Genomic DNA, 24,719 nt, shown 5'->3' with positions numbered 1-24,719 from the left:
CAAAGGCCGCGCAACATTCACGCGGCCAGTTATTATGGTTATTACGCTGCAGCTTTCTTTTTAGAACTCCGTAACGATTTTCTTTTCAAGAGATACCACAGAGAACAAGCAATAACGATGGAGGAGTAAGCACCGCTCGTTAATCCGACCAGCTTCGCAAGTGCGAACAGCTTGATGGACTCGCTTCCGAAGATGTACAAGCAGCCAGCGGCAATTAACACCACGAGAACGGTATTGATATTACGCGCCATCGTCTGCCAAATACTGTCGTTGACCAAGGCAACGAGGTCTTCGTCCGTTTTGAGCTTAGCGAATCTGAGATTTTCACGGATACGGTCAAAAATAACGATTTTATCATTGATGGAATAACCGATCGTCGTCAAAACCGCCGCCAGAAACGGAAGATTGACTTCCAGACGGAAAATCGCAAAAACTGCGATAACCATGAATGCGTCGTGAAGAATGGCAATAATCGCAGCAATCGCAAAACGCCATTCGAAACGGATACTGACATACACACAAATCAATACGCTGGCAATCGCTACCGCATATACGGCTTTCAACAGCAATTCTTTGGCCAACTGAGGATCTACGGTATTGATCTCTTTGGAAACATCAACGCCGTAAGCCGTTGCAAATGCTTTTTGAATTTTATTCACCGCGTCGTCATTCAGCACGTCATCGAAGCGGATTGAGACGCGATCGCTGTTATTCCCGCCGATTGTCGGGTCCGCATGGTGCGATTTCACATCGCCGCTCGTTGACAGACCGTTCAGAATCTCATCGACTTTGGCTTTATCCAACTGCTTGCCTACAACCAGATCGATATTCGTTCCTGCTTTGAAATCGACCCCGAAGTTCATCCCTGAGAATAGCATTACAGCTAATCCTATGATAAGAAGAACAATCGAAATACCAAAGAATTTATTACGAGATCTTACAAAATCAAACTTGTTCTTAGAGTCCACGGATGTCTGCCTCCTTCACGCCGAAATAACTTGGCTTTTTCAGCAAGTTGCCTCGAATGATCAGATGAAGCAGCCATCTGGAGAAAATAACGTTGGTTAAGATACTGATGATGATACTTAACATTGTAATAACCGCGAATCCGCGGATCGCGCCGTTCCCTACATAGTAAAGAACAATACCGGCAATCAAGTTCGTCACGTTAGCGTCCATGATTGTGCGGAAGGAATGCTTGGAGCCTGCTTTCAACGAGGAAAGAATGCTTTTGCCCGCGCGAATTTCTTCACGGATTCTCTCGTATGTAATAATGTTCGCGTCAACCGCCATACCTGCTCCGAGTACAAGAGCCGCAATACCCGGCAATGTCAAGGTGGCATTCATAAAGTCGAAGACCGCAAGAAGTACCCAAATGTATGTAATTAGCGTGAAAGCCGCAACAAGCCCCGGTGCACGATAGTACAGTACCATGAAGATGAAAATCAGGATCGATGCAATCAACCCAGCGCGCGCTGTTTGGTGCAAGGATGCTTGTCCTAGCGTCGCATCAACACGTTGAATATATTTTTCGGTTAACTTTAGCGGCATAGCCCCCAAGTTAATCATTTTCGCTACTTTAGTCGCTTCCGTTACACTTGTTTGTGTAATGATGGCAGAGTCACTGTCGATCGGGAAATTAACGGATGCCGTCGATTGCACTTGATCGTCCAGATAGATGGACAATGTGCTGCCCACCAGCTTAGTCGTAACTTCCTTGAATTTCTCTCTGCTTTTCATTTTGATTTCGACAATCGGCTGTTTCGTATTCGGATCGTAGCTTAATTTCGCTGCGTTTTCCACGAAGTCAGTTCCATTCATGTACACTGTTCCGTCCGGACCTCTGAAGGTAAGAACAGATGGCTTGGACATCAGGCTTCTAACTTCTTCCTCATTCTCCACGCCTGCCAGACGCACACGAATCCGGTCTGTTCCTTCCGGGTAGACCTCAGGCTCTGCTACACCAAGGGAGTCAGCCCGTTTGGCAAGACTTTCCGCTGCTTGCGTAAGCGTTTCCTTCGTTAAAGGCTGCCCAGCTGTTAGTGGCTCCGCGGTGTACAAAATTTCAAATCCGCCTTTTAAATCCAAACCAAGCTTGATTCGTTCTACAAGTCTAGGGCTTGTTGCTCCGATTGCGCCGAGAACAATTACAACCGTTAGAAAAAAGAACGATATTCTTTTCCAATCCAGCATCTCTTGCTTGTCTCCCTTCGATACTCAATATGCCTATTATATACAGGTCTGAAAATCGAGTCAATTTAAGTCGTTACATGAAAAAATAAGCCCTATTCTTAGAATTGGGCCCCTCTATACATGCTTATCGTCAGCCAGTTCATAAACTGTGTCGATTTCAATGATAAGATGTCATTCACGATTTGATGAAGAGAAGGGACACCCGTTTTACGGTATTTGTCACTCACACAATCCCAGATCTCTTTTCCAGTGACATGTTCATAGCCAAGCAGCACAAACTCCTCCACTTTGCTCAAACAGAGGTTCTCGATGAGTTCACTCAGTTCATAATCGGAAAGTGCAACTTCCGCTTCTTCCTTATCCGCATTATGGGGGGCTGACTCGCCTTCCTCTATCTGTGCGTTTGCCTCGTCCTCAGGATGATGAGGAACTTGATCATTATCTTCTCCATTCATAGAGAGATCCTCCTAAGGTCAGTTTATCAGAGTTAACTTGACATGTTATTCGATATTCACACCCCAATTTCCTGCTTGCTTTAACCTGTCCATAAAATGTTAGCATGAGCCTGACCAACTCTCGCATATCCATAAGGTAAGACAAGTATCGGAAGAGGGTATGGCATGACCAAGCAGTCATTTATCAGGGGCACGATGATTCTTTTGGCCGCGGGCATTTTGAACCGTATTCTCGGCTTCATCCCTAGAATAACTTTACCGCGTGTCATCGGCGCAGAAGGCATTGGCCTTTATCAAATGGGTTGGCCTTTCCTTTCCGTCATCTTGACGATCATAACGGGAGGTATACCTATTGCCATTGCCAAACTGATTGCCGAGGCTGAAGCCGAACATAATGAATCGAGAATTCGCAGCATTCTTCGAATTTCTTTAATGATCACAATTGGCTTGAGCATCCTATTCACCATTGCTTGCGTCGCAGGAGCCTCTTGGATCACCTCCCATTTGTTAACCGATTCACGTGTTTATTACACCTTCTTGTGCATGAGTCCAATGATCCCGATCATCGGGGTTTCCGCTGTTTACCGCGGATACTTTCAAGGCAGACAGAATATGATTCCCACGGCCACGTCACAGATCATGGAAACGCTGATTCGCATTGTAATGGTGCTTGTCTGCTCGTATGTCATGATTCCATATGGGATCGAATATGCCGCCGCCGGCGCCATGGTAGGCGTTCTTGCCGGTGAGATTGGCGGTCTAGCCGTTCTGGCCATCCATTTCAGGTACGATAAGAAATCATCACCGAAACTTCCTGTCGCTCAGATCGGTACGACGAAAACGAATGGCCGATTGGCTAACTTACGGCGGATATTACGCATTTCCATTCCGATTACGGGCAGCAAGTTAATTGGGGCAAGCTCTTATTTATTCGAATCTATTCTCATTGCGCAAAGTCTAGCCATTGCAGGCATTGCCACTTCTCTGGCAACAGCGCAGTATGGTGCGCTGCAAGGCATGATTATCCCTATCATTCTGCTTCCAAGCGCACTGACGATGTCTTTATCGGTCTCGTTGATTCCATCCTTAAGTGAAGCTGCTGCTCGCAAAGATATGAAAACGATCCATGCACGCCTTCACCAATCCTTAAGGCTGGCTTTAGTCACGGGTGCTCCTTTTGCTGTCATCATGTTCGTCCTGGCCGAACCCATCTGCAGGTATATGTACAATCAACCCGATGTCGGTATCATGCTCAAAATGATGGCTCCCATAGCCATATTCATCTATTTCCAGGCACCCCTGCAGTCGACTTTGCAAGCTTTGAACAAACCCGGATCCGCTTTGATCAATACCTTGATAGGCTCTACCGTCAAGCTGATCCTCATTTATTGGCTGGCCAGCAAACCTGAACTCGGCATTCAAGGAGCTGTTTTTGCGATCAATGTAAACATTGTGCTGGTTACGCTCCTGCATTGGAACAGCGTTGTGCGTTTGTTGAAGTTTCGTATGGAGGGCAGTGATTTCGGCAAAATTGGAGCGGCTATGGTCCTCTCAGGTCTATGTTGTTACTTCATCATGTACATGCCATGGACTTCCGTTGAATGGCTCCGTTTTGTATCTGCGACTTTCGTAGGGTTTATTGTTTATTTATTTTCGATTACGGTTTTCCGATTGATTCGTTTAAAGGACCTGACCCGGGTTCTGAACATGGGCAAAAAAATTATCCGCTAATCTATCTTTTGCGGTCAAGAAACATTCTGCCTCTGTGGTCAATGGAGCAGTAAAACACTTCTTTGAAATCGCGCGCTCCCTTGAATTGAAGCTGGTTTTTTAGCCAGAATCTCGTTTTGCCTATTTTCTCTAAATTATCGTCCTGTACTTTGCCGTCCATAATGAGAGGCAGCGGTAAACCCTCATATCGAATCGTGCCTTTCAGGCCTTGTTCGTCAATCGCTGTCTCTTTCGCTTTCAAGCTTTTCTCCACTACGCTTAACTTCCCCGAGGGCTCAAGAACGGCAAACTCCACGTCTGCGACATTCATGATCTTATTTTGCCTGAGCTGCTGCATTAAGTCATCCAGGTTGTAACGGTGTTTCCTCATTTCTTCACGGTCGATCAATCCTTGTTTGATGATCACGCTAGGTTTCCCGTCAAATAGAATCCGGAGATTTCTATTTTTTAATGTGACATAGGCGATGATGATTTGGATCAGCACCAGTGTCGCCATCGGGACAATCCCATCCATGATTGGCTTCTTTACATCTTCAAGCACGAACACGGCAATCTCGGCAATCATAATCGAAATAACCAGATCAAACAGCGATAACTTCCCGATTTCCCGCTTCCCCATCAGACGGAGCATTAGAAAAACGACAAAGTAGATCAGCACGGTACGTAAAAAAATGGTCAGAATATCCATCGATAGCCTCCCTGATCTAAGCTTCTTGCTTGTTCTCGGAGTTCACTGGTATTCTGACCGCTCATGCACTTCGTCATGCAGATTTTACGTATTCAATTGTTGGGAATTACAACAGAAATAACTTGAAATAGATCGTTGCCACGATGAATAAAACCAACGAGATCGGCCCTGCAATCATGAAATAATTACGGGGATTAAGCCCTCCTCCTTCTTGCTCCGCGAGTGCTGCCGCATACATGCTCGAAATCGAACCGAAGAGTGTAACCCCGCTTCCAATCGCGGTTCCGATAATGATGGACCACCACAGAGGTTGTATGGATGCTTGAGAAAAACTCTTCATTTCTGTTCCTATATGGTCTACCACAGGAATCATCGCCGCAGTATATGGCACATAATCCACAACAGATGAACCAAACCCCGTTAACCATAACAAAAGCATGGATAAAAATGACATGGAGCCTTGGCTCAATTCCAACCCTCTAACAGCGATGAATCCCGATATTCCGGCATACGTTAATCCGCCAACCATAATAAACAATCCTAGAACAAACAACCCTTGTGTTTCTAGTACCCCACTCCAGAATGAACGGTAGTCTCTCTTTTTGAAAAGCTGAATGAGGTCCTGATAGTTAAGCGCGATTAGCGCTATGGCTCCGCCTGCAGCAATATAGGAGGCTTGCCACCCCAAAATACCTTGCAGTAAAAAAGCAAGCAGCGTTGCCCCGGCAATGGCGCTGCCACCGATAAATTGGACGCGATCTTCCGTTAAGTATGTTTCGGGCTGCAAACTGAGCACCTCCCGCTTGTACGTTTCCGGAATAATCATCTTCCTTCCATAGAGAAACCACATTGTTAGATAGACGATGGCCAACATGAGAATAACTAGCGGTCCGATTTTGATCAGCATCTCCCCTGTTGTTATGTGCTCAGCTGCACCTATCAACCTATTGGACCAATTGCCCATAAGCGTTGCTGCTCCACCGAGATTCGCCGATAACAAGACAGAAATCAAAAAAGGTACAGGCGACAGTTTCATCATCTTCGTCGTTTTGAGCAGGATCGGAACGATAACAGCAATGGCGAGCAAAGCGTTTAATAAGGCAGAACTTACAGCGGCCAGTACCGACAAACCTATTAATATCGTAAAAGGCTGTAACCGAAACACGCGTATGATTTTGCTTGCGGCGAATGCGATAAGTCCTGTTTTCTGAAATAGACCGGCAATCACGAATAAACTAACAAGAAATAAAAGAACATGCCAATTAGCGTATGTTGTAAGCGCCTTTCCAATTGGAACAATGCCCAGCAGAAGCATCAGGATAGCTCCTCCAAGCGCTGTATACATACGGTCCCACTTCTCAATCAAGATACAAATATAAGCGGCAACAAAAATAATAAGAGCTGCAATAGCCTGCCACAGAGCGGGTCCTTGAGAAAATTCCGTCATAATTATTCACCTTCCCTTTGAACAGTCTGTACTAATTCTATGTGCTTGGCCATACAATGATGATAATGAAAAGAACGAATATAAGAAAGGATTGGTGCCTGTGAACCCCATGAAAACGGTCAGTCAGGTTCGAATAACATCACCTTTATTTTCCGGACTTGCCTATTCATTAAGCATGATGACAATTGGGACAATAGTAACATCATTATTTTTGCTGCTGACTAGCACACAAGAGAGTTCCTTGCATACGTTAACTACGATTATCCATGCTGCAGCACTGTTTATTGGAGGCTGGGTTTCAGGCAAAAGAGCCGGTAACCGCGGCTGGTACCACGGGGGACTCGTCGGATTCGTCTATTTTATCCTTATTTTCTTGGTTGGCTTTCTAGCTTTTGACGCGGGATTGAATCTTCAATCTCTGCAATTGCTCGGTACTTTATTTGCAGCAGGAGCACTAGGAGGAATCCTTGGCGTAAACACGACGAAATAAGACGTTTCCGTGAAAATTCACTATCCCCCTTTGATTGTGGTATACTATCATAGTTATATTCGCAATAATTTCCAATATTAGGGGGAAAACACCATGAGCCCGTTTCAGTCTATGACACATGCGACGGTCTATATAGTAATTACTGTCATCGTCTTTCTAATTGCCGCAACACGCAAAAATCCGTTCGTTATCGCTGGAAGCTTCGTTCAAGAAATATTTACATCCCGCAAGTATTTAATCCACTTCGCAGCACTCATCACAATCCTTTTTTTCAATAAACTTGAGATGTGGGTCGAGAAACGAATTGACTATAAAGCTGATTTTACCAAATCCATCTATAGCATAGAAGGAAACTTTGTCTCTGCGATCCAACATTTCTTCCACAATGATATATTGACCGTGATCAGCAGTTACTTCTATGTCGTGATCTTTCCGTCCGTCATGATTGCATCCATTGCCCTATATACATTTCAGAAAAATCACAAACTATTTTACGCGATTTGTTACGCGCTCATGTTCAACTATATGATAGCCATTCCGTTTTATCTGTTCTTTCCAGTTAACGAAGTCTGGTCGTTTCATCCCAATGTTAAGCTGCTTATTCTCGATGTGTTCCCAACCTTCGAGCAGGACTACCGCCCGCTGTCAGGTTTGGATAATTGCTTTCCTAGCCTGCATACGTCGATCTCCGTATCGATGGCCGTCATTGCTGTAAAGAGCCGCAATACGTTCTGGAAAATTTTTGTTCCGATTTCCTCAGCTTTTATCATTTTCACGATATTCTATCTGGGTATCCACTGGTTATCCGATATGTGTGCCGGTGTCGTGCTAGGTGTTGTAGCCGCAAGATTGGGACTGCGCATTTCCGAAGGACGCCTGGTTCTTGGCGAGCAAGCACTGCTTAAACGATCTTTCAAAAATAATGAGCTTTAAAAGCCAAACAAAAAGCGAGAGCCTGATGAAGGTTCTCGCTTTTTTATTTTATTCCTTTGCTGTTGTTTGTGAAACAGCATTGATGGCAGAACGATCAAAAGTCATTTTCGTTGCATCGTTGACACGAAGCACACAAGTATCGTCAGTGATCTCCATTATCGTGCCGTGAAGACCGCCAATCGTAACGACCTTATCTCCTTTTTTCAAAGAGCCGAGCATTTGATTGCGTGTTTTCTGTCTTTTTTGCTGTGGACGAATAAGTAAGAAATAGAGAACCACGAACATGAGCACTAACGGCCCGTATGTATACAAATATCCTACCGCGCCAGTATTCGCAGTTGTAGTTTCAGCCAATAGAAACATAGGTATCCTCCTTTCTTAAAATCCTCTTTCATTATCATTCAGCCCATAGGAGGCAAAGAATTCATCACGGAAATCGAGCAAGCGATCTTCCATAATGGCCCCTCTGACATCGCGCATAAGCTGTAGCAGAAAGTGAAGGTTATGAATCGTTGTCAATCTGATTCCAAAGGTTTCATCCGCTTTAATTAAATGACGAATATATGCTCTGCTGTAATTTGTGCAAGTATAACATGAACATTTGGGATCCAGTGGGCCAAAATCCGTTGCATGCTTCGCATTCCGAATCACAAGACGGCCTTCGCTTGTCATGCAAGTCCCATTTCGGGCGATCCTTGTAGGCAGTACGCAGTCGAACATGTCGATCCCGCGGATAGCGCCTTCAATCAAGGCATCGGGTGAACCCACACCCATCAGATAACGCGGTTTGTTCGCCGGCATCAACGGTGCTGTATAATCAAGCACTTCATACATCAAATGCTTAGGCTCTCCAACGCTCAATCCACCAATAGCATACCCCGGGAAATCCATGGAAGTCAACTGCTCCGCGCTCATTCTGCGCAGGTCCTCATGCATCCCGCCTTGGATAATGGCGAATAAACCTTGGTCTTCCGGCCGGCTGTGACTTTTCAGGCAGCGCTCGGCCCAGCGTGTCGTTCGTTCCAATGATTTCTTCACATAATCGTACTCTGCCGGGAACGGAGGGCATTCATCGAAGGCCATCATAATATCGGAACCAAGCGCGTTTTGGATTTCCATGGCTACTTCCGGCGAGAGAAACAGCTTGTCACCATTCAAATGGGATTTAAACGTAACGCCCTCTTCGGTAATTTTGCGCATGTTGCTCAGGCTAAACACTTGGAACCCACCGCTATCCGTTAAAATAGGGCGATCCCAGTTCATGAATTTGTGCAATCCGCCTGCGGATTTCACGATCTCATGTCCAGGACGAATGAATAGATGATACGTATTGCTCAAAATAATTTGAGCATCCATCGTTTTCAACTCTTCCGGGCTCATCGTTTTTACCGTAGCCTGCGTGCCAACCGGCATGAAAGCCGGCGTTTCAATGACGCCATGCGGGGTGTGAACCCGACCCAAGCGGGCGCCGGATTGTTTACAAGTTTTGATCGGTTCGTACGTTACTGCTGCTGCCATTACATCCACTTCCTATTCTAAGCTTCCTCTAGTCTTTGTTTCTATTAGTAAATAAGCATTGCGTCTCCAAAGCTAAAAAAGCGATACTCTTCTCGGACAGCCTCTTCGTACGCTTGCATGATATACGTCCTTCCAGCCAGAGCGCTAATCAGCATGAGCAGGGTTGATTTCGGCAAATGGAAATTCGTTAACAGAGCATCCACGACCCCAAAGGTATATCCCGGATAAATAAAAATACTCGTCCATCCCTGCGAAGGTTGGATAACTAATGGCTTCCCATCTTCCTCTCCTCCTTGCTCACGACTGATACCTGCGGCGGTTTCCAGCGTTCGGGCAGATGTTGTTCCTACAGCAACAACACGTTTCCCGTTCGCTTTGGTTTCATTGATCGCCGCTGCGGTTTCAGCGGAAAGCACGTAATACTCCGCGTGCATTTGATGCTCTTCAATGGTGTCTACGGACACAGGACGGAATGTGCCTAATCCCACATGCAGCGTGACGAACGCAAGACGAACCCCCTTCGCTTGCAGCTTCTCCAAGTAAGCCTCCGTGAAATGAAGTCCTGCTGTTGGAGCCGCGGCCGAGCCCTCGTGTTTCGCATACACGGTTTGATAGCGTTCCCTCTCCGGCAGCTGTTCCTTAATATAAGGAGGCAGGGGCATCTCCCCTAATCGATCCAAAATTTCATTAAAAATGCCCTTATAGCTGAATTGAAGCACGCGTGCTCCCATCTCTCCAACTTCAACGACTTCCGCCGTCAGCAGAGGCTCTTCCTCCTGGTTCACCCCAAAAACGGCCACAGCCCCCAGCTGCATGCGCTTCCCGGGCTTTACCAGGGCCTCCCAACGGTCCTCACCGAGTTGTTTCAAGAGCAATAATTCAACTTTAGCTCCCGTGTCTTTCTTCATGCCAAAGAGCCGTGCTGGAATGACTCGTGTATCATTCATCACGAGCAAGTCCCCGGCTTCCAGATAATCAATCAGTTGTTCAAAAGTCTGATGACCAATTGCTCCGGTCTGTTTATTCAGCGTAAGCAATCTAGACGCCGTGCGATTAAGCAGCGGCGTCTGGGCAATCAATGATTCAGGTAATTCAAAGTCAAATGCTTGTACATCCATGAGTGTGTATTCATTCCTTAGTTATGTTGACTCCAGTATAATATGTCTGAAGTATTTTTTTATAATCATAGCCTTGTTCAGCAAAACCTCTTGCTCCCCATTGGGACATTCCTAATCCATGGCCATATCCTGTGCCGCGGAATACGAATTGTTTGCCCTGCGTTGGTGTTACCGAAGGTGTGTTTGGGGTTCCAACTGAATCCGTTGGTTTAGCCAACCCTGTGGTGCCTAATGCGGTCAAATCCGTTTTCTTGAGCGAGGTAGGCTGGGATTGATTACCGGAAAGCACGTAAACGGAGTCAGCGCTTGTCGTGCCCGTCCCGGCACTTCCGCCCCCCACGATCACCAGATTCGCTCCTTGCGGGGTACTACCAGTATAACTTCCTGCTCCTTCAATTTCAAACAGGGTGCTGGGCAAGCCGCCAAGCACACTTCGCAGCGCGTCAGGATAAGGCACTTTCACTACAACGCCATTTGCTTTAAGCTCTGTAACCCTTCCAGATGGGCCGCGTGCAGATACCTCCAGGGATGTTAGTTCACCGTTGATCTGTACCCCTGCCGCTGTTAATTTGCTTTTCATCTCACTCGGCGTATAAGGGCCTCTCATCCAGGAGTAGGCATTAGACTCTTTTTCCTGCCCGATGACGAGTACTTTTTCTTTAGCTGCAAGCTGATCAATGGAGGGATTCGCTGTATTGTCCACGTACGGCGCCAAACGGACATTGACGTTTTGCTCGGTAGACTCGTAGTAAGGAGTTCCGTTCTTGTCTTTCTGGCCACTATCCTTCAAGTATTCCGCGGAGACATAGCCCAGACGGCCATCCGTCAATTGAATGCGGTACCATGTTGCTTTGCCATTTTCCGCTCCTTGATCAGGGCTGGCCACGCTGCGCAAATATCCCACAGGATTTCCCCAAACCTCGGATGGATCTGCGGTTTTCCCACCGGAATTCGATGAGAACACAGGAGAAATCAATCCGCTTTTATCCGAAATGACTTCATCTTTCGTGGCATCAACCGCTTGATTGCCTGCCGGGAACTCTTTTTGCATGCCGTAATAAGCTTGATCTAACGTCGTATCCGTCACTTGAGCGATTTCGTATTTATTTCCCTGTTTAATGGCAAATGTGCGGGCCGCGACCGCTTGAGCCTTCAATGCCTCTGCTGGCCATCCGGAGCCAAGTTCCGCGCCTAATACGCCATATAAGTAGGACTCCATCGGCACTTCGTTCACCAATGCCAATTTATTCTGGTATGTACTGATTTCCATGTCGCCACGATATTTGCGGTCTGCTTTTTCTTTTACAGTTATTGCTTCACCTTTGGAGTGAACCAACGTTTTTTGCTGACCAACTCCTGCAGCGAAATGCGGAACAGGTGTAGTTCCATTCGTCGACGCGGTTACGTCTGATTTGCGAATAAGATAGGACGCCTTCGTATTGGCGGTTTGCAAAGGAATCGCAGGAACCGCACGCATAGCGGCCTGTTTTACCGTTTCTAACTTAGCAGGACTCGCTTCGTTGCCAATCCAAACACTATATGCCGGCTTACCTGTGGCATCATCTTGCAAGGCCACATCCGCTTGAATTCCAGCTCCAGCATAAACAGCCGCTTGCTGCAAAGCAGCAGCCTCTGACGCAAACGTACCCGCGCTTAAATGGAGCGGCCCTGTCACTGCAGGAGGGGCTTGCTTCGTGAACGAAGCCACTGTCACATCTTTTAGCGCTTGGGCTGAAGCGCTTTCTGCCGCTTCCATCGAAGGGAAGCTGCCGTAAAATACCTGAAACACCGTTTTCCCTTGTTTCACCCGGCTTAACACGTAACCATCCGCTGACATGGTGGCGAGCTTCGTACTTAATCCTTTAGCTGCAGCGAAGTCCGTCGTTTCCAGCATCATGACACTGTACTGATCCAAAGACATGCGGATGGTGCTGTCTTGTAGAGTAAGCCAGAGCTGTTCGGCGGCACTGGCTGAACTGCGCACACTGATATCCATCCCGCCAGTCGAGCTGAGTGTCGTGACCGGTTCTATTAATTTATATTTGGCAGAATCTATGAATAAGGCAACACGTACTTCATCCAAATGCGATATTCCCGCTGCATGTGCAGGGAACGTCAACACTGGAACTGTTCCAAACGTTAAAGCAGCCGTCGTTATCAAAGCTAGTGTTCTGGGGGCTAACAGCTTTTTTGTTCGTTTCATTCGACAATATTTCCTTTCTTTTGCAGCATTCTACTATGTTAGACTCTGGCAAAGCGCAGAAGTTTTGTTTTTTAGTAGAATAAAATGGTAAACCCTTCGGTTGCTGCTCAGGTGTCGCTCGTGCAGCTTCTTTTCGTAGCGGACTCAGGAGCAGTTATTTGGGCGAATTCGGCGGGATTTGAGGGGCTAACGGACCGAGGAGACGTTATTCACGGACTTTGTTGCTGTTTTGAGCATTTTCATGCTCAATAACGGCTCCTGAGTCCGTTAGATGTTAATTTTGCGCCAAAAGTCGCAAATAGGGGCATCTCAGTCCGTTAGCCGGGCGGTTTGTGCTCACAAGTGGGAATAGAGGCTGAAATTGGACGAGCGAGCGGTGCAAGCATAGAAACTGGAAGTAGAATGAGTGACTAGCTCAGGTGTGCAGGTTGGAGGAAGTAAGGAGTTAAGGCTCAGGAGTGCAAGCTGGTAGTAAACGAGTGCCTGGCCCAGATGTAAACTCGAAGACGAGGACACGTCACGGCAGCAACAAGGAACTTGAGAGGGAGCCTCCCGGCTCCCTCTCAAGTTCCTCATGACCGCTGTTCCGGCACCGGCAAGCCCAAATGATGGTACGCCTGCGGCGTAACGATTCGCCCTCTCGGCGTACGCTGCAAAAATCCAATTTGCAGCAAATACGGCTCGTAGACGTCTTCGATCGTCTGACTCTCTTCACCGATGGTGGCAGCGATCGTCTCCAGCCCCACAGGGCCTCCCTGGAAGCTCTGGATGATCGCCCTCAGCATCTTATGGTCGATCTCATCCAGACCCAGGTCATCGATCTGGATGCGCTTCAGCGCCTCCTTGGCGATGTCCAGCGTGATGATGCCATCGCCCTTCACCTGCGCGAAGTCGCGAACCCGCTTCAGCAAGCGGTTCGCGATACGCGGTGTGCCACGCGAGCGCATGCCGATTTCGCGCGCGGCTTCACCGACGATGCCGACCTGCAGGATGTCGGCCGTCCGGGAGACGATGTAGGTGAGCTCCTCCACCGTATAAAACTCCAGCCGGCTGACGACTCCGAAACGGTCGCGCAGCGGCGCAGACAACAAACCGACGCGCGTCGTCGCGCCGACCAGCGTAAACGCCGGCAAGTCCAACCGCACCGAGCGAGCGCTCGGCCCCTTGCCGATGATAATATCAAGGGCAAAATCCTCCATCGCCGGATATAACACCTCTTCCACCGTACGGTGGAGACGGTGAATTTCGTCGATGAACAGCACGTCGCCCTCCTGCAGGTTCGTCAGGATGGCAGCCAAATCGCCCGGCCGCTCAATGGCGGGGCCGGAGGTTGTTCGAATGTTCACGCCAAGCTCGTTGGCGATGATATTGGACAGGGTCGTCTTCCCGAGCCCCGGCGGTCCATAAAGCAGCACATGATCCAGCGCTTCCTTGCGCATTTTGGCGGCTTCGATATAAATCTTGAGGTTCTCCTTAGCCTGCTTCTGGCCGATATATTCAGCCAAATAACGGGGACGCAGACTGTACTCTATGACGTTGTCCTCCATCATCAAATTAGCCGATATAATCCGGTCATTATCCATGGTGATCCTCCTACGAGCTTTCCCTAGGAAAGCTTTCTTCATTGGCTAATACTTGCTACATCGTATACAAGGCTTGCAGGGCAAGCTTCATCAAAACATCTGTAGAATCCGAAGGATTTGCTTTGGGCTTCACTTGCAGCCATGCGCGGTCCACTTCCGCTTCCGTGTAACCAAGCGTCATCAGAGCCTCTTTCGCTTCCGTCCAAACTTGGCCGCCCTCCGTTATCTGGGCTGAACCCACAACGCTTAAAGCAACAGCAGCTTCAGGACTCGAGAACGTCACTGAACCTAATTTGTCCTTAAGGTCCAAAATAATCCGCTGCGCCGTCTTTTTGCCGATGCCTGGCAGCTTCGTCAGGAAAGCCAAATTTTCTTGGCTAATTGCCAAAATAACAGCTTCTGGTCTTCCACCTGCCGCAAGGATACCCAAAGCCACTTTAGGTCCAATCCCCGTCACATCCAGCAGCAAACGAAATAAAGCCTGCTCATCTCGCGAGACAAAACCGAATAGCAAATGAGCGTCTTCCCTCACGTGATAGTGAATGAACATCGTCACTTCTTCATTATCCTTATGCGAAAGCGCATAGGGATTAGGACAAAATACTCGATAACCTACGCCGTTCACATCCAGCACAGCATACTCGCTCTCGCGCAGCGCCACTTTTCCTCGTAAGAAATCTATCATCTTTTTCTGACCTCATTTATTCTAGATTGCAAAGCAGAAGAATGTGCATGGCAAATAGCAATCGCCAGAGCATCAGCTACATCATCAGGCTTAGGCACCTGCGATAGTTTGAGTAATATTTTGACCATTTCCTGGACTTGCTTCTTCTCCGCATTCCCGTAGCCGACAACGGATTGTTTGACTTGAAGAGGCGTATATTCCGCTATGGGCAGACCTGCCTGAACACCCGCTAGAATCATGACACCACGTGCTTGGCCTACGGTAAATGCCGTCGTTACATTTCGGTTAAAAAAAAGCTTCTCTATGGACATTGCGTCCGGTTTATACTTTTCTATCAATTGCGTTGTAGCGTCGTAGACATCCTTCAGTCTCAGACCCGGATCGGTATGTGCTTCCGTCTGAATTGAACCATATTGCACAGGAACAAGCTTGCTGCCAATTTTATCAATAAAGCCAAAACCTACAATCGCGATCCCCGGATCAATCCCCAGAATACGCACGGCATTTCTCTCCCATCTAAAAAAAGCGAACATATGTAGTCATTTCTCATTATAGCAGATAACAAAAAAAAGAGATAGACTCGGGATTTCCCCTTATCTACCTCACTTTTTTGCTCCATTATGGTCTTGTCATCGCTTTTTCTGTTTCTTCCACGGCATAATCGCTGAATGTTGATAATACGCTATTATACTCCTCCATATCAGAGATGCGAATGCCCTCGCGCAGCTTTTCCACCGTATCCGGGGGGAGGCTGCTTTCCAAATGCTTGATGTTTAATTGGAAAAATGTCCGTATGACGTTATCTTTGGCAGGAGTGCCGTTAAACAACGAGAGATTGCTGCTGCCGTCGATGCCGAATACCGCTTTCTCTTTGCAAGCCGGAGACAAATCTTCAATGTTCTCGGTAAATGTGATCTCTCCGCTAGGACTGACACTCAGCAGCCAGTTCGGATGTTTCATTTGCATATCAAGCAGCTGCTCTGAGGTTTGCTGACCGAGTGTGCTCTTCTCTTCACCGCAAACGTAAGACTTAAGCAAGTAACTTTCTCTTGTATCGGTAATCCGCTTCAGCGTTGCTTCCGCTTCTTTCAGACGCTCATCGTCTTCCGGCGTTAATTGTGCCATCGCAGCTTGAGTCGAAGAATGGTCTGCACCTGAAAAACCATCTGTTGCGTAGCCAATCCAACAAACCGAACCTACAAGGAAGATCATCCCTAATGTCAACCAACTGCGTTTCCAGCGCAGCCTTCTTTTCCAATGCTTCAAAAAACGTTGTACATTCACTGGTATCCCCTTCTATTCTCTTTTTTCGTATTGTTTCCATTTGCATGAGACGCTATACATCATTTACCATAGGGAGAGTAGCATCAAACCAATCAAGACGGACGGTGAAGCTCTATCATGAAAGGTAAAAGACGAATCAAGCGTACAACACTCCTGATTATTGGAGTTGTCCTATTATGGGGAGCCGTTGCTATTTGGAATGAAGTACTTAAAATTGAAAAAGGCGTGCCTACACCTCGCTCAACTTCAGCCTCATTTCCGACCACTGACATGAAAAGTAACCAAACATCCATAAATTCGGCAAATAATGGGAATGTTCTGAGTATAAAATAACTATAAAATTTGACTGTTGCCACAGAAATGATATAGTCAGAAGTAGATGAAATATTCTCATACTTATTCATGAAAAACGATATATATCTGAAAAGGCTGCCAGCCGATTTTCTTCAAGAAAATGTGCTAAGCTTGATCTTTCGAAGACAGTTTTCTTACGAAAACGCTAAGGAGGGGAAACACCATGAATGTTGCAGAACTTCAATTAATTCAATTATCCAGACGAGGCGATCGCAATGCTTTCGTTGAATTAGTCGAGTTATACCGGAATAAAATACAAAAGCTTGCATTCCGCATGCTTCATAACAGGCCTGATTCGGAGGATATCGTTCAGGAGACATTTATTCGCGTTTACTTGAATTTGAATCACTACGATGAGAGCCAGAACTTCTCTACCTGGATTTATCGAATCGGCAAAAATGTCGCGATTGATTTGTTGCGCAAAAAGCGGCCTGTTCAATCCTTGGATGCTGAGCTGAGCGATCATGACGATGATTACAGCTATTACAGTAAACTCGCAAGCCAGGATCAATCGCCGGAGCACGCTGTGCTACAAACAGAAATCCAAGATCACATGCACACTTCCATTAATAAGTTGGCCGACAAATATAAAAGCGTCATTACGCTTTATTACCTGGAAGAGCTATCGCTTCAAGAAATTAGCACCAAGCTTAACTTGCCGATTACTACGGTAAAAACACGTCTGCACCGCGGTCGGGAGCTGCTCCGCAAGAAATGGGGCATGAACTTCGTCGTTGGCCTTATGGTCTTCTTCACCATCGGAATGATTGCATAATGGTGCCGTCAGCTAAAATAATAAAAAGCCTCCCAATCCACGGACTGTGGACTTAGGAGGCTTTTTTGTTATTCAGAAATTAATCCAAGGAACATTGGGTCTGGATTCCTGCGACTCTAAAACTGCTCTTTGCTGACGTCTTACGAAGGCATTAAGCGCGTCTGTTCCGGTCAATTTCGCTTTTTTGGAAGCACCGCCGCTTTGTTTGGCTTTCCCTGACTTGTTCGTACGAATATCGATTTCTACGACTTCATCTTTGTCGGTTTCTTTCGTAAGTTCATGCGTATGAACTTGCGGCATCATAGGCGACTCGAAAGGCGCTTGATAGTGAGCTCCGGCATAAGGGATTCCATATGGACCCGGTTGAAAAGCAAACGGATTATGCCCGGACTGCCCCATGTCAAAAGGAGATCCTTGCGGATATAAGTCAGGCATGTAAGGCATATTCGGCATCGACGGCATTGTGTTCATGTCAGCCATGTTCGGCATCCATGGCATCGTGTTCATGTCTGCCATGTTCGGCATCCATGGCATTGTGTTCATGTCTGCCACATTCGGCATTGATGGCATTGTGTTCATGTCTGCCATGTTCGGCATCCATGGCATTGCTGGCATGCCGTGGTGGTAGCCATGATGCTGCCCTTCCCATGGATTTCCTAATGGGTTAGTAGCGGATCCTTCTGGTCCTGTCATCCATGGCTGCTCCATGATGGCAGGGCCCCCACAGCCGCACCCCTCGTTGCTCACAGGGAATGTAGGCATTTGAGTATGATGAGGCGCTTGTTCCCACGGCTGCTGTTGATACGGCATAAATGCCGGATGCGCCGCTGCTTCTTGCTGATTACCCTCTGGATAAGCGAATACTTCCGTCGCAGTAATATGAAACTGCTTGAAAGGATGAGTGGCTGGCTGCTCGTATGGTTCTTGCAGCGCAATCTCCTCTGGCTCTCCACTCGGCACTTCAGGCATCAAGGTCTGCTCTGGGGCTGGTGCAGGAACAGTAGGCATTGGTTGCATTGGTTGCATTGGTTGCATTGGTTGCATTGGTTGCATTGGCATCGGCATTGGTTGCATTGCCTCTGGCATCGTTTCTTCCGGAGCCGGGATATATGGCGGCGGACTTGCATCGCTTGGAGTCGTCGGCTGTGCCTCCGGCATATGATCGAAAGGCATCGTCGACGCTTTTGGAGGGGAATGATGCGTCGTGTCCGCAGCTCCATGATGCATTTTGGGAACAAAGACAACTTCCCCTGTCATAAGTACGTTGGGATTCTTCAGCTGCGGATTAGCCCCAATCATCGCCTGTAGAGGTACATCCCAGGCTTTTCCAAGCTTCCATAAGCTGTCTCCCTGCTGAACAATGTGCTTGTAAACGAACTCTGACGCAGGCGGATCGACCGGCTTCGGTTTGGAAGGGATCTTCACCTTCATGCCGATGTCCAGCACATTGGGATCTGCAATTTGCGGGTTGAATGCAATGATCTGATCCAATGTACTATGATATTTTTTTGCGAGTTCGTACAGGGTATCTCCCTTTTTGACAATATGGATTTTCAACACCTTACCTCCTTTTTTCGTTTGAAAAAACTGGCTTTGGAAGCTTATTCACAAGCAATTTTTCATAAACCCTGCTAGCTAAGCCACCTACATATTCACAATGATATTACATCTTATGCACGTTTCTAGGCTTTTGCCCCTCTCGGACAAAAAAAATCCCCCGCGCTGGAGAGCCGGAGGAACTTAGAGTTAATTCGTATAGGGATAGCTAGGATAACAGCCTAATATGCGAACCTGACACCCAATCGCTTCAATTTCTTGAATCGCCGACGGGAGCAGAACGGAGTCCAAAGAGCCCGCTATATCAATGTAGAAATAATAAGTACCCAATTTTTTCTTCGTTGGCTTGGACTCAATTTTGGAAAGATTGATTCTCCGCCAAGCGAAGGCTGAGAGCACCTGATGAAGAGCGCCCGGATAATCTTCCGGCAGCGTGACGAGAATCGTCGTCTTCATGTCTTCCGAGGGTTTCAACTCGGAAGCTTCCTTGCCGACCAGCAGGAAACGCGTCATGTTGTCTTTGTGGTCCTGGATTTCTTTTTGCAGCATTGGCACGCCATAGTTCGTGGAAGCAATGGCCGTTCCGATGGCCGCAACCGAAGGATCCTGAAGCGAAGAAACAATCCGTACTCCTTCTGCCGTAGAACTGACTTGTTCAAATTCCGCTCCGCTTAAATATTGCTTCATAAAACGGCTGCACTGTGCAGGCACGACGTGATGAGACAGCACCTTGCGGATATATCCGAACGGATTCGACTCATCCGTTCTCCCCTCAGGAGCAGGGTACCCAATAAGATTCATATCGATGGGAAACACCCATTCCGCCCGAATCGGAAGATCCACTTCATGAACGAGCCAATCCACATGCAGATGGACGGAGCCTTCGAGTGTATTTTCGATTGGGATAACGCCCAGATCCGTTTCACCGGACGATGTTGCGTTGAAGACTTCGGAAATTAACTTATAAGAAACGTAGGTAAAGTCCTCGCCCAAAAAATGGCGGGTAGCCTCTTCCGAAAAAGTGCTCGGTCCAAGAATCGCGACTCGCTTCATGCATGAACCTCCTTGTCTACGAAGGACTGGAGATCCCCGTCGTTTTCCTGCAGCGCAGTCGTTGTTACACCTTCACGGCTTGGCTTTAACCACAACGTCTGTGCCTCGATACCTTCCTTAGCCAGCGTCTCTTTCAAAAAACCTTCCAGCTCCGCCTTGCGGCCGCTTCGCTGGTCCACCAGCGCAAGCATGGTTGGCCCTGCTCCGCTTAGTGCAACTCCAAGCGCGCCGTGATTCTCGGCTTGCTCGAGCAACGTCTTCATGCCGGGAATAAGAGGCGCGCGGTACGGCTGATGCAGCGCGTCCTTCATGGCATGGCGGATCATCCCCAGGTTGCCTGTGATTAGCGCGGCAACAAGAAGCGATGAGTGGCTGAGGTTGAACACCGCATCCTTCATGGCTACCTGCTTCGGCATAACGCCTCTCGCCTTCTCAGTAGCCAATTGGAAGGCTGGAATCGCCACCAGCACCTCCAGGTTCGGATCCGGCTCGATCCGGATGGATTCCGCCTTCTCTCCGTCCCAGAACGCAACCACGATGCCGCCATAAAGGCTCGCTCCTACATTGTCAGGATGCTTCTCCAGGCGGCTTGCTATTTGAAACAGCTCATATTCTGTGAGCTTATTGCCAATCAGTGCATTGGCTCCGGCCAGAGCGCCAACAATCGCCGACGCGCTGCTGCCCAGTCCGCGGGTTAGCGGAATATCGCTGTACATTGAGATAGACAGCTCCGGGTGGGAGACGCCCGCTTCTTGAAATACCATTTGCGCAACTTTATAAATGAGATTCGTCTTGTCCGTTGGAATCCCGTGCATTTGATCACCGATCAAATCAATCGTGGTTTGCTCCGAGATGGCCAGATCAATCCAGGCATATAAGTTCAAGGCCATCCCCAGTGAGTCAAAGCCAGGACCTAAGTTTGCCGTACTTGCCGGCACTTTCACTCTTACCTTTTGCACTGCCTTATAACTCATTTCGAAATTGCGCCTCTTTTCAATAGATTAGCCTTCAACGCGGTAGACGCTTTTGATGGCGTGGATAACGTCCATGGATTCAAACTGCTTCAGCACATTTTTCATGCTGGCTTGGTTGGCGTCATGCGTAATGATGATAATTTCAGCTTTCGGGTTGTGCTTGTTCGGATGCTGGAAGACGGACTCCAAGCTGACTTCATGCTCAGCAAAAATTTGCGTAATTTGGGCAAGCACGCCAGCTTTATCTTCAACGTGCAAAAGAATGAAGTTTTTGCAAGCGATTTGCTCATCTGTTTTCAGCTTCTTTTCCTTATAAGGGGCAAGCACCCTGCGTCCACTCACACCAAGCTTCAAGTTCTGGACAACGGCAACCAAATCCGCTACAACAGATGTTGCTGTTGGCAGCTCGCCTGCTCCGGCTCCGTAGAACATTGTCTCGCCAACCGCTTCGCCCGTCACGTACACGGCATTGAACACACCATTTACGGAAGCAAGCGGGTGAGAGCTCTTCACCATCGTAGGCTGAACACTTACGGAGATATGCCCGTCATGATTTTCAGCAATACCAAGCAGCTTCACTTCGTATCCTAATTTCTTGCCGTATTGAATGTCCTCTTTGGTTACTTTAGAAATTCCTTTTGCTTCAACATCGCTAAGGCTAACATTGGCATGGAAGCCAAGTGTGGAAAGAATCGTCATCTTGCGGGCAGCGTCAAGTCCTTCAACATCGGAAGTCGGGTCAGCCTCTGCATAACCAAGCGCTTGGGCTTCTTTCAGCACATCCGCGTAAGCAGCGCCTTCTTGGCTCATTTTGGTTAAAATATAGTTCGTTGTTCCGTTAACAATCCCCATGATCTTCGTAATACGGTCAGAAGAGAAGCCCTCTACGAGTGCACGAATGATCGGAATACCGCCGGCAACACTTGCTTCATAGAAAACGTCACAGCCGTGTTCAGCTGCTTTCGCCAAAATTTCAGCGCCATGCATCGCCATGAGATCCTTATTCGCCGTCACAATGTGCTTTCCGTTGCCCAGAGCCGTTAGAATATGATCTTTCGTAGCGGAAACACCGCCCATTACTTCAACAACGACATCAATTTCGCTATCGCTGATGACATCCCAAACATTTTCCGTCAGCTTGTCCGCGTCTACGGAAATATTGCGAAGCTTTGATTTATCTTGCACCAAAATTTTGGCAATTTCGATCGCAGAGCCAGTCTGACGGTGTAAATCTTCTTGATGTCCTTCAATAATACGTACGACACCTGTTCCTACTGTGCCTAGTCCCAGTAATCCTACCTTGATCGGTTTCATTTCGTTTGTCCTCCCGAATAGTAATATGTTTATCTTAACTGCCCTGACCGATAATCATGGCACGCTTAACTCCTTCTTGCGACTGAAGCCGATCCAAGATCTGACGAATCTCTTCCCCCATCGTTGAGGTTTCAACAGAAATGACGACATTGGCCATCCCTTGCAGCGGAATCGTCTGATGAATCGTCAGCACATTCCCTTCCAAATTAGCGATAAGCGCGAGAACGCGGGACAAAATCCCCGACCGATGCTCCAAATCCATCGAAATCGTTACGATACGCTCTCTTTCCAGCTTATTTAGCGAATGAATGCCATCCTTGTACTTATAAAAAGCGCTGCGGCTGAGCCCAACCTGTTCCACGGCATCATGAATCGTCTTCACTTCACCCCGAGCGAGCAGCTCTTTGGCCTGCACCGTCTTCAGTACACCTTCTGGCAAAATATCTTCCCGGACTAAGTAGTACCTCTCAGGACCGGTGTGCTTGATCGTTTGTAGAAACTCTTTGCTTTCCGGCACGACCTTACCGTCCTCTCTAGAAAGACTATTGTTTACCTATAGAGGACATTATATCGAATCACGAGGTCTGAAGCAATAGGCAAATTGCTCTGAAACTAGCTTCTTTGCAGGAGCTAGTTTACTTGTGCTAAGCTGAGTGTACTAGAAAAAGAAAGGGATCGCCACCATGATTACATTGCGTATGATGTCTACTGCTCTTCTATGGAACAGCCGGAATGAATTGCTTATGATGAAACGCTCTTTAACGCGCACACTGTCCCCTGGGCTGTGGGCTGCCATCGGGGGCCATTTAGAGCCAGATGAACTAAACAACCCGCGTGCCGCGTGCTTACGTGAAATATGGGAGGAGACTGGCATAGAACACGATGAAATCCAAGGACTTCGCTTGCAGTATATTTTACTGCGTCTAAATGGACAAGAAGTTCGGCAGCAGTTTTTCTACGTCGGCTCCACCGATGTGAATCCCCGTATCACGACCCCTGAAGGCGAGCTGCACTGGGTTCCGAAAGATCTTGTTCTAGAACGTCCTCTTCCATTTATTTTCCGCAATTTGCTGGAGCATTATTTAGTTGCTGGACCTACAACAACCCCTTGGATCGGCTCTGCTGGCATAAGTGAACAAAGCAATTTACCTACCATTCATTGGCATCCATTTGTTGATCCTATGGAAGTATAAAAAAAGCAGACTTCGATTTCGAAGTCTGCTTTTTGAATTTTAAAGTGCGCTGCCGCCATATAAGAAGCGGTATTCCCAGTGACGATTTTCAAAGGAATCAATGCGAACTCCGCCGCTTTCCTTGGAATACGTCGATAAAATCTGTCCATTGCCTAAGTATATGGCCACGTGTGAGATCGTTTGTTTCGATTTATCGATACCGCTGTAATTCGACTTGCTTGTCCCTTTGTAATCCATGAAGAACATCAGATCGCCAGGTTTCAAATCATGCCAATCGGTTTTGGCGTTACCGAGTGATTTCACATAACTCCCTTGCCCTCTGGAGTCGCTTGGCAATTTTAACCCAATACCGTCCAAGAATGCTTGACGAACAAAGTCAGAGCAGTCAAACGTGTTGGTATTATCACGGCTAGAACCATATTCATAAGGTGTTCCTAAATATTTTTTGCCGGCCGCAATCACTTTTTGCGCTTTTTCACTGGCGGATCCGCCGCTTGTACCACCGTTATTGTTTGAATCTCCCGGCGATGTTACGCCTGAAGTTTTTATGTACTTGGAATCCGTGCTTACATAACCTTCCTGACCATCGGACGCTCTTACTTTGTACCAATAACTGTTCACTTTGGACAAAATGGTTACTTTCTCGCCTGCCTTCAAGTAGCGAATACGTGCAGCATCCGTGCTTGCACCTTGGCGGAAACTGACGGAGCTTACAATTTGTCCGGTTGACCCGCTGTTATTATCGGAACCATCCGGCGTTGTCACGCTAGACGTTTTTATGTATTTGGAGTCGGTGCTTACATATCCTTCCTTGCCATCAGATGCTTTTACTTTGTACCAATAGCTATTCACTTTGGACAAGATGGTTACTTTCTCGCCTGCCTTCAAGTAGCGAATACGTGCAGCATCCGTGCTTGCACCTTGACGGAAACTGACGGAGCTTACGATTTGACCGGTTGTGGTCGTCGTAGCGGCCGAAGCTTCTTTGGCCATAGGGACGGTAACTGCGCCGAAAATAAGTGCTGGAACCAGCGCTAGGGTGAGTATTTGTTTTTTCATGTTGTATGCCTCCTTAGCGTTCTGCTTTTCACGTTGTGCATCGACTTTCGTGATCTTGCTTGTGCCAGGTTGTCCGGCACCGAAAGCGTTGCCTCTTATATCATTTCGCAGG

General features: G+C 47.5%; 24 protein-coding genes. 5 read left to right on the top strand and 19 right to left on the bottom strand.

All coding sequences use genetic code 11. The features are described from left to right. Nucleotides 1-41: 41 nt before the first annotated feature. The 3 genes from secF to PCH02S_RS36865 form a co-directional block, all read right to left on the bottom strand. A complete protein-coding gene (gene secF, locus PCH02S_RS18080) occupies nucleotides 42-968 on the bottom strand; it encodes a protein translocase subunit SecF (RefSeq protein ID WP_127455337.1) in 927 nt (308 codons plus the stop codon). Next, nucleotides 958-2,190, bottom strand: a complete 1,233-nt coding sequence (gene secD, locus PCH02S_RS18075; protein WP_127455390.1) for a protein translocase subunit SecD — start codon at nucleotides 2,188-2,190, stop codon at nucleotides 958-960. Before secD ends, secF begins: the two co-directional genes overlap by 11 nt. Nucleotides 2,191-2,291: 101 nt before the next feature. Next, nucleotides 2,292-2,648 carry a post-transcriptional regulator gene (locus tag PCH02S_RS36865; protein WP_127455336.1) on the bottom strand — a complete coding sequence of 119 codons (357 nt, stop codon included), beginning with the start codon at nucleotides 2,646-2,648 and terminating at the stop codon, nucleotides 2,292-2,294. Between the two features lie 165 nt (nucleotides 2,649-2,813). Here PCH02S_RS36865 and spoVB point away from each other — a divergent pair, with 165 nt between their 5' ends. Next, nucleotides 2,814-4,379, top strand: a complete 1,566-nt coding sequence (spoVB, locus tag PCH02S_RS18065) for a stage V sporulation protein B (RefSeq protein WP_127455335.1) — start codon at nucleotides 2,814-2,816, stop codon at nucleotides 4,377-4,379. A 1-nt stretch (nucleotide 4,380) separates the two neighbouring features. On the opposite strand, the gene PCH02S_RS18060 is transcribed toward spoVB, so the two are convergent. Together PCH02S_RS18060 and PCH02S_RS18055 are read right to left on the bottom strand one after the other, a co-directional pair. Further along, entirely contained in the window at nucleotides 4,381-5,067 is a 687-nt protein-coding gene (locus PCH02S_RS18060) for a DUF421 domain-containing protein (protein ID WP_127455334.1), read from the bottom strand. 106 nt (nucleotides 5,068-5,173) lie between these two features. Then, on the bottom strand, nucleotides 5,174-6,514 hold the full coding sequence (locus tag PCH02S_RS18055; protein WP_127455333.1) for an ArsB/NhaD family transporter: 1,341 nt from the start codon (nucleotides 6,512-6,514) through the stop codon (nucleotides 5,174-5,176). 109 nt (nucleotides 6,515-6,623) lie between these two features. Between PCH02S_RS18055 and PCH02S_RS18050 the strand changes: the two genes are divergently transcribed. Then, nucleotides 6,624-7,004, top strand: coding sequence for a TIGR04086 family membrane protein (locus PCH02S_RS18050; RefSeq protein ID WP_246069148.1), 381 nt, complete (start codon nucleotides 6,624-6,626; stop codon nucleotides 7,002-7,004). Nucleotides 7,005-7,097: 93 nt separating this feature from the next. Next, the gene (locus PCH02S_RS18045; protein WP_127455331.1) at nucleotides 7,098-7,937 is read left to right on the top strand and encodes a phosphatase PAP2 family protein; all 840 of its coding nucleotides are present in this window, start codon (nucleotides 7,098-7,100) and stop codon (nucleotides 7,935-7,937) included. A gap of 48 nt (nucleotides 7,938-7,985) precedes the next feature. Here PCH02S_RS18045 and yajC read toward each other — a convergent pair whose 3' ends face one another. The 8 genes from yajC to PCH02S_RS18005 form a co-directional block, all read right to left on the bottom strand. Beyond that, a complete protein-coding gene (gene yajC, locus PCH02S_RS18040) occupies nucleotides 7,986-8,300 on the bottom strand; it encodes a preprotein translocase subunit YajC (protein ID WP_127455330.1) in 315 nt (104 codons plus the stop codon). Nucleotides 8,301-8,315: 15 nt separating this feature from the next. Then, on the bottom strand, nucleotides 8,316-9,455 hold the full coding sequence (gene tgt, locus PCH02S_RS18035; protein WP_127455329.1) for a tRNA guanosine(34) transglycosylase Tgt: 1,140 nt from the start codon (nucleotides 9,453-9,455) through the stop codon (nucleotides 8,316-8,318). Nucleotides 9,456-9,499: 44 nt separating this feature from the next. Then, complete coding sequence (queA, locus tag PCH02S_RS18030; protein ID WP_127455328.1) at nucleotides 9,500-10,573, bottom strand: tRNA preQ1(34) S-adenosylmethionine ribosyltransferase-isomerase QueA; 1,074 nt, start codon at nucleotides 10,571-10,573, stop codon at nucleotides 9,500-9,502. A gap of 10 nt (nucleotides 10,574-10,583) precedes the next feature. Next, nucleotides 10,584-12,776 (bottom strand): SpoIID/LytB domain-containing protein, encoded by a 2,193-nt coding sequence (locus PCH02S_RS18025; protein ID WP_246069138.1) that lies wholly within the window; start codon nucleotides 12,774-12,776, stop codon nucleotides 10,584-10,586. Nucleotides 12,777-13,348: 572 nt separating this feature from the next. Next, nucleotides 13,349-14,359, bottom strand: a complete 1,011-nt coding sequence (gene ruvB, locus PCH02S_RS18020; RefSeq protein ID WP_127455327.1) for a Holliday junction branch migration DNA helicase RuvB — start codon at nucleotides 14,357-14,359, stop codon at nucleotides 13,349-13,351. 55 nt (nucleotides 14,360-14,414) lie between these two features. Further along, nucleotides 14,415-15,044, bottom strand: coding sequence for a Holliday junction branch migration protein RuvA (gene ruvA / locus PCH02S_RS18015; RefSeq protein WP_127455326.1), 630 nt, complete (start codon nucleotides 15,042-15,044; stop codon nucleotides 14,415-14,417). After that, the gene (ruvC, locus tag PCH02S_RS18010; protein ID WP_127455325.1) at nucleotides 15,041-15,544 is read right to left on the bottom strand and encodes a crossover junction endodeoxyribonuclease RuvC; all 504 of its coding nucleotides are present in this window, start codon (nucleotides 15,542-15,544) and stop codon (nucleotides 15,041-15,043) included. Before ruvC ends, ruvA begins: the two co-directional genes overlap by 4 nt. A gap of 118 nt (nucleotides 15,545-15,662) precedes the next feature. Then, nucleotides 15,663-16,328 carry a BofC C-terminal domain-containing protein gene (locus tag PCH02S_RS18005; RefSeq protein WP_127455324.1) on the bottom strand — a complete coding sequence of 222 codons (666 nt, stop codon included), beginning with the start codon at nucleotides 16,326-16,328 and terminating at the stop codon, nucleotides 15,663-15,665. 517 nt (nucleotides 16,329-16,845) lie between these two features. On the opposite strand from PCH02S_RS18005, the gene sigW reads away from it, so the two are divergent. Next, nucleotides 16,846-17,457, top strand: a complete 612-nt coding sequence (gene sigW, locus PCH02S_RS18000; protein ID WP_127455323.1) for an RNA polymerase sigma factor SigW — start codon at nucleotides 16,846-16,848, stop codon at nucleotides 17,455-17,457. Between the two features lie 72 nt (nucleotides 17,458-17,529). Here the strand turns inward: sigW and PCH02S_RS36170 are convergent, their stop codons facing one another. From PCH02S_RS36170 to PCH02S_RS17975, 5 genes are all read right to left on the bottom strand, one after another. Then, nucleotides 17,530-19,014, bottom strand: a complete 1,485-nt coding sequence (locus tag PCH02S_RS36170) for a LysM peptidoglycan-binding domain-containing protein (RefSeq protein ID WP_176589896.1) — start codon at nucleotides 19,012-19,014, stop codon at nucleotides 17,530-17,532. A 189-nt stretch (nucleotides 19,015-19,203) separates the two neighbouring features. Continuing rightward, the gene (gene pheA / locus PCH02S_RS17990) at nucleotides 19,204-20,067 is read right to left on the bottom strand and encodes a prephenate dehydratase (RefSeq protein WP_127455322.1); all 864 of its coding nucleotides are present in this window, start codon (nucleotides 20,065-20,067) and stop codon (nucleotides 19,204-19,206) included. Next, complete coding sequence (gene thrB / locus PCH02S_RS17985; RefSeq protein WP_127455321.1) at nucleotides 20,064-21,041, bottom strand: homoserine kinase; 978 nt, start codon at nucleotides 21,039-21,041, stop codon at nucleotides 20,064-20,066. The genes pheA and thrB overlap by 4 nt, the downstream gene beginning before the upstream one ends. A gap of 27 nt (nucleotides 21,042-21,068) precedes the next feature. Next, complete coding sequence (locus PCH02S_RS17980; protein ID WP_127455320.1) at nucleotides 21,069-22,355, bottom strand: homoserine dehydrogenase; 1,287 nt, start codon at nucleotides 22,353-22,355, stop codon at nucleotides 21,069-21,071. 34 nt (nucleotides 22,356-22,389) lie between these two features. Next, nucleotides 22,390-22,872: an ACT domain-containing protein gene (locus tag PCH02S_RS17975; protein ID WP_246069137.1), complete on the bottom strand. Its 483-nt coding sequence runs from the start codon at nucleotides 22,870-22,872 to the stop codon at nucleotides 22,390-22,392. Between the two features lie 166 nt (nucleotides 22,873-23,038). Here PCH02S_RS17975 and PCH02S_RS17970 point away from each other — a divergent pair, with 166 nt between their 5' ends. Further along, nucleotides 23,039-23,548, top strand: a complete 510-nt coding sequence (locus PCH02S_RS17970) for an NUDIX hydrolase (protein ID WP_127455319.1) — start codon at nucleotides 23,039-23,041, stop codon at nucleotides 23,546-23,548. A gap of 39 nt (nucleotides 23,549-23,587) precedes the next feature. On the opposite strand, the gene PCH02S_RS17965 is transcribed toward PCH02S_RS17970, so the two are convergent. Then, on the bottom strand, nucleotides 23,588-24,607 hold the full coding sequence (locus tag PCH02S_RS17965) for a C40 family peptidase (protein WP_127455318.1): 1,020 nt from the start codon (nucleotides 24,605-24,607) through the stop codon (nucleotides 23,588-23,590). Nucleotides 24,608-24,719: the final 112 nt, after the last annotated feature.

The organism is Paenibacillus chondroitinus NBRC 15376 (genome assembly GCF_004000765.1).
GTDB lineage: Bacteria > Bacillota > Bacilli > Paenibacillales > NBRC-103111 > Paenibacillus_E > Paenibacillus_E chondroitinus.
Note: the sequence above shows the minus strand (reverse complement) of the source record. Positions and strands in the feature narration are given on the sequence as shown.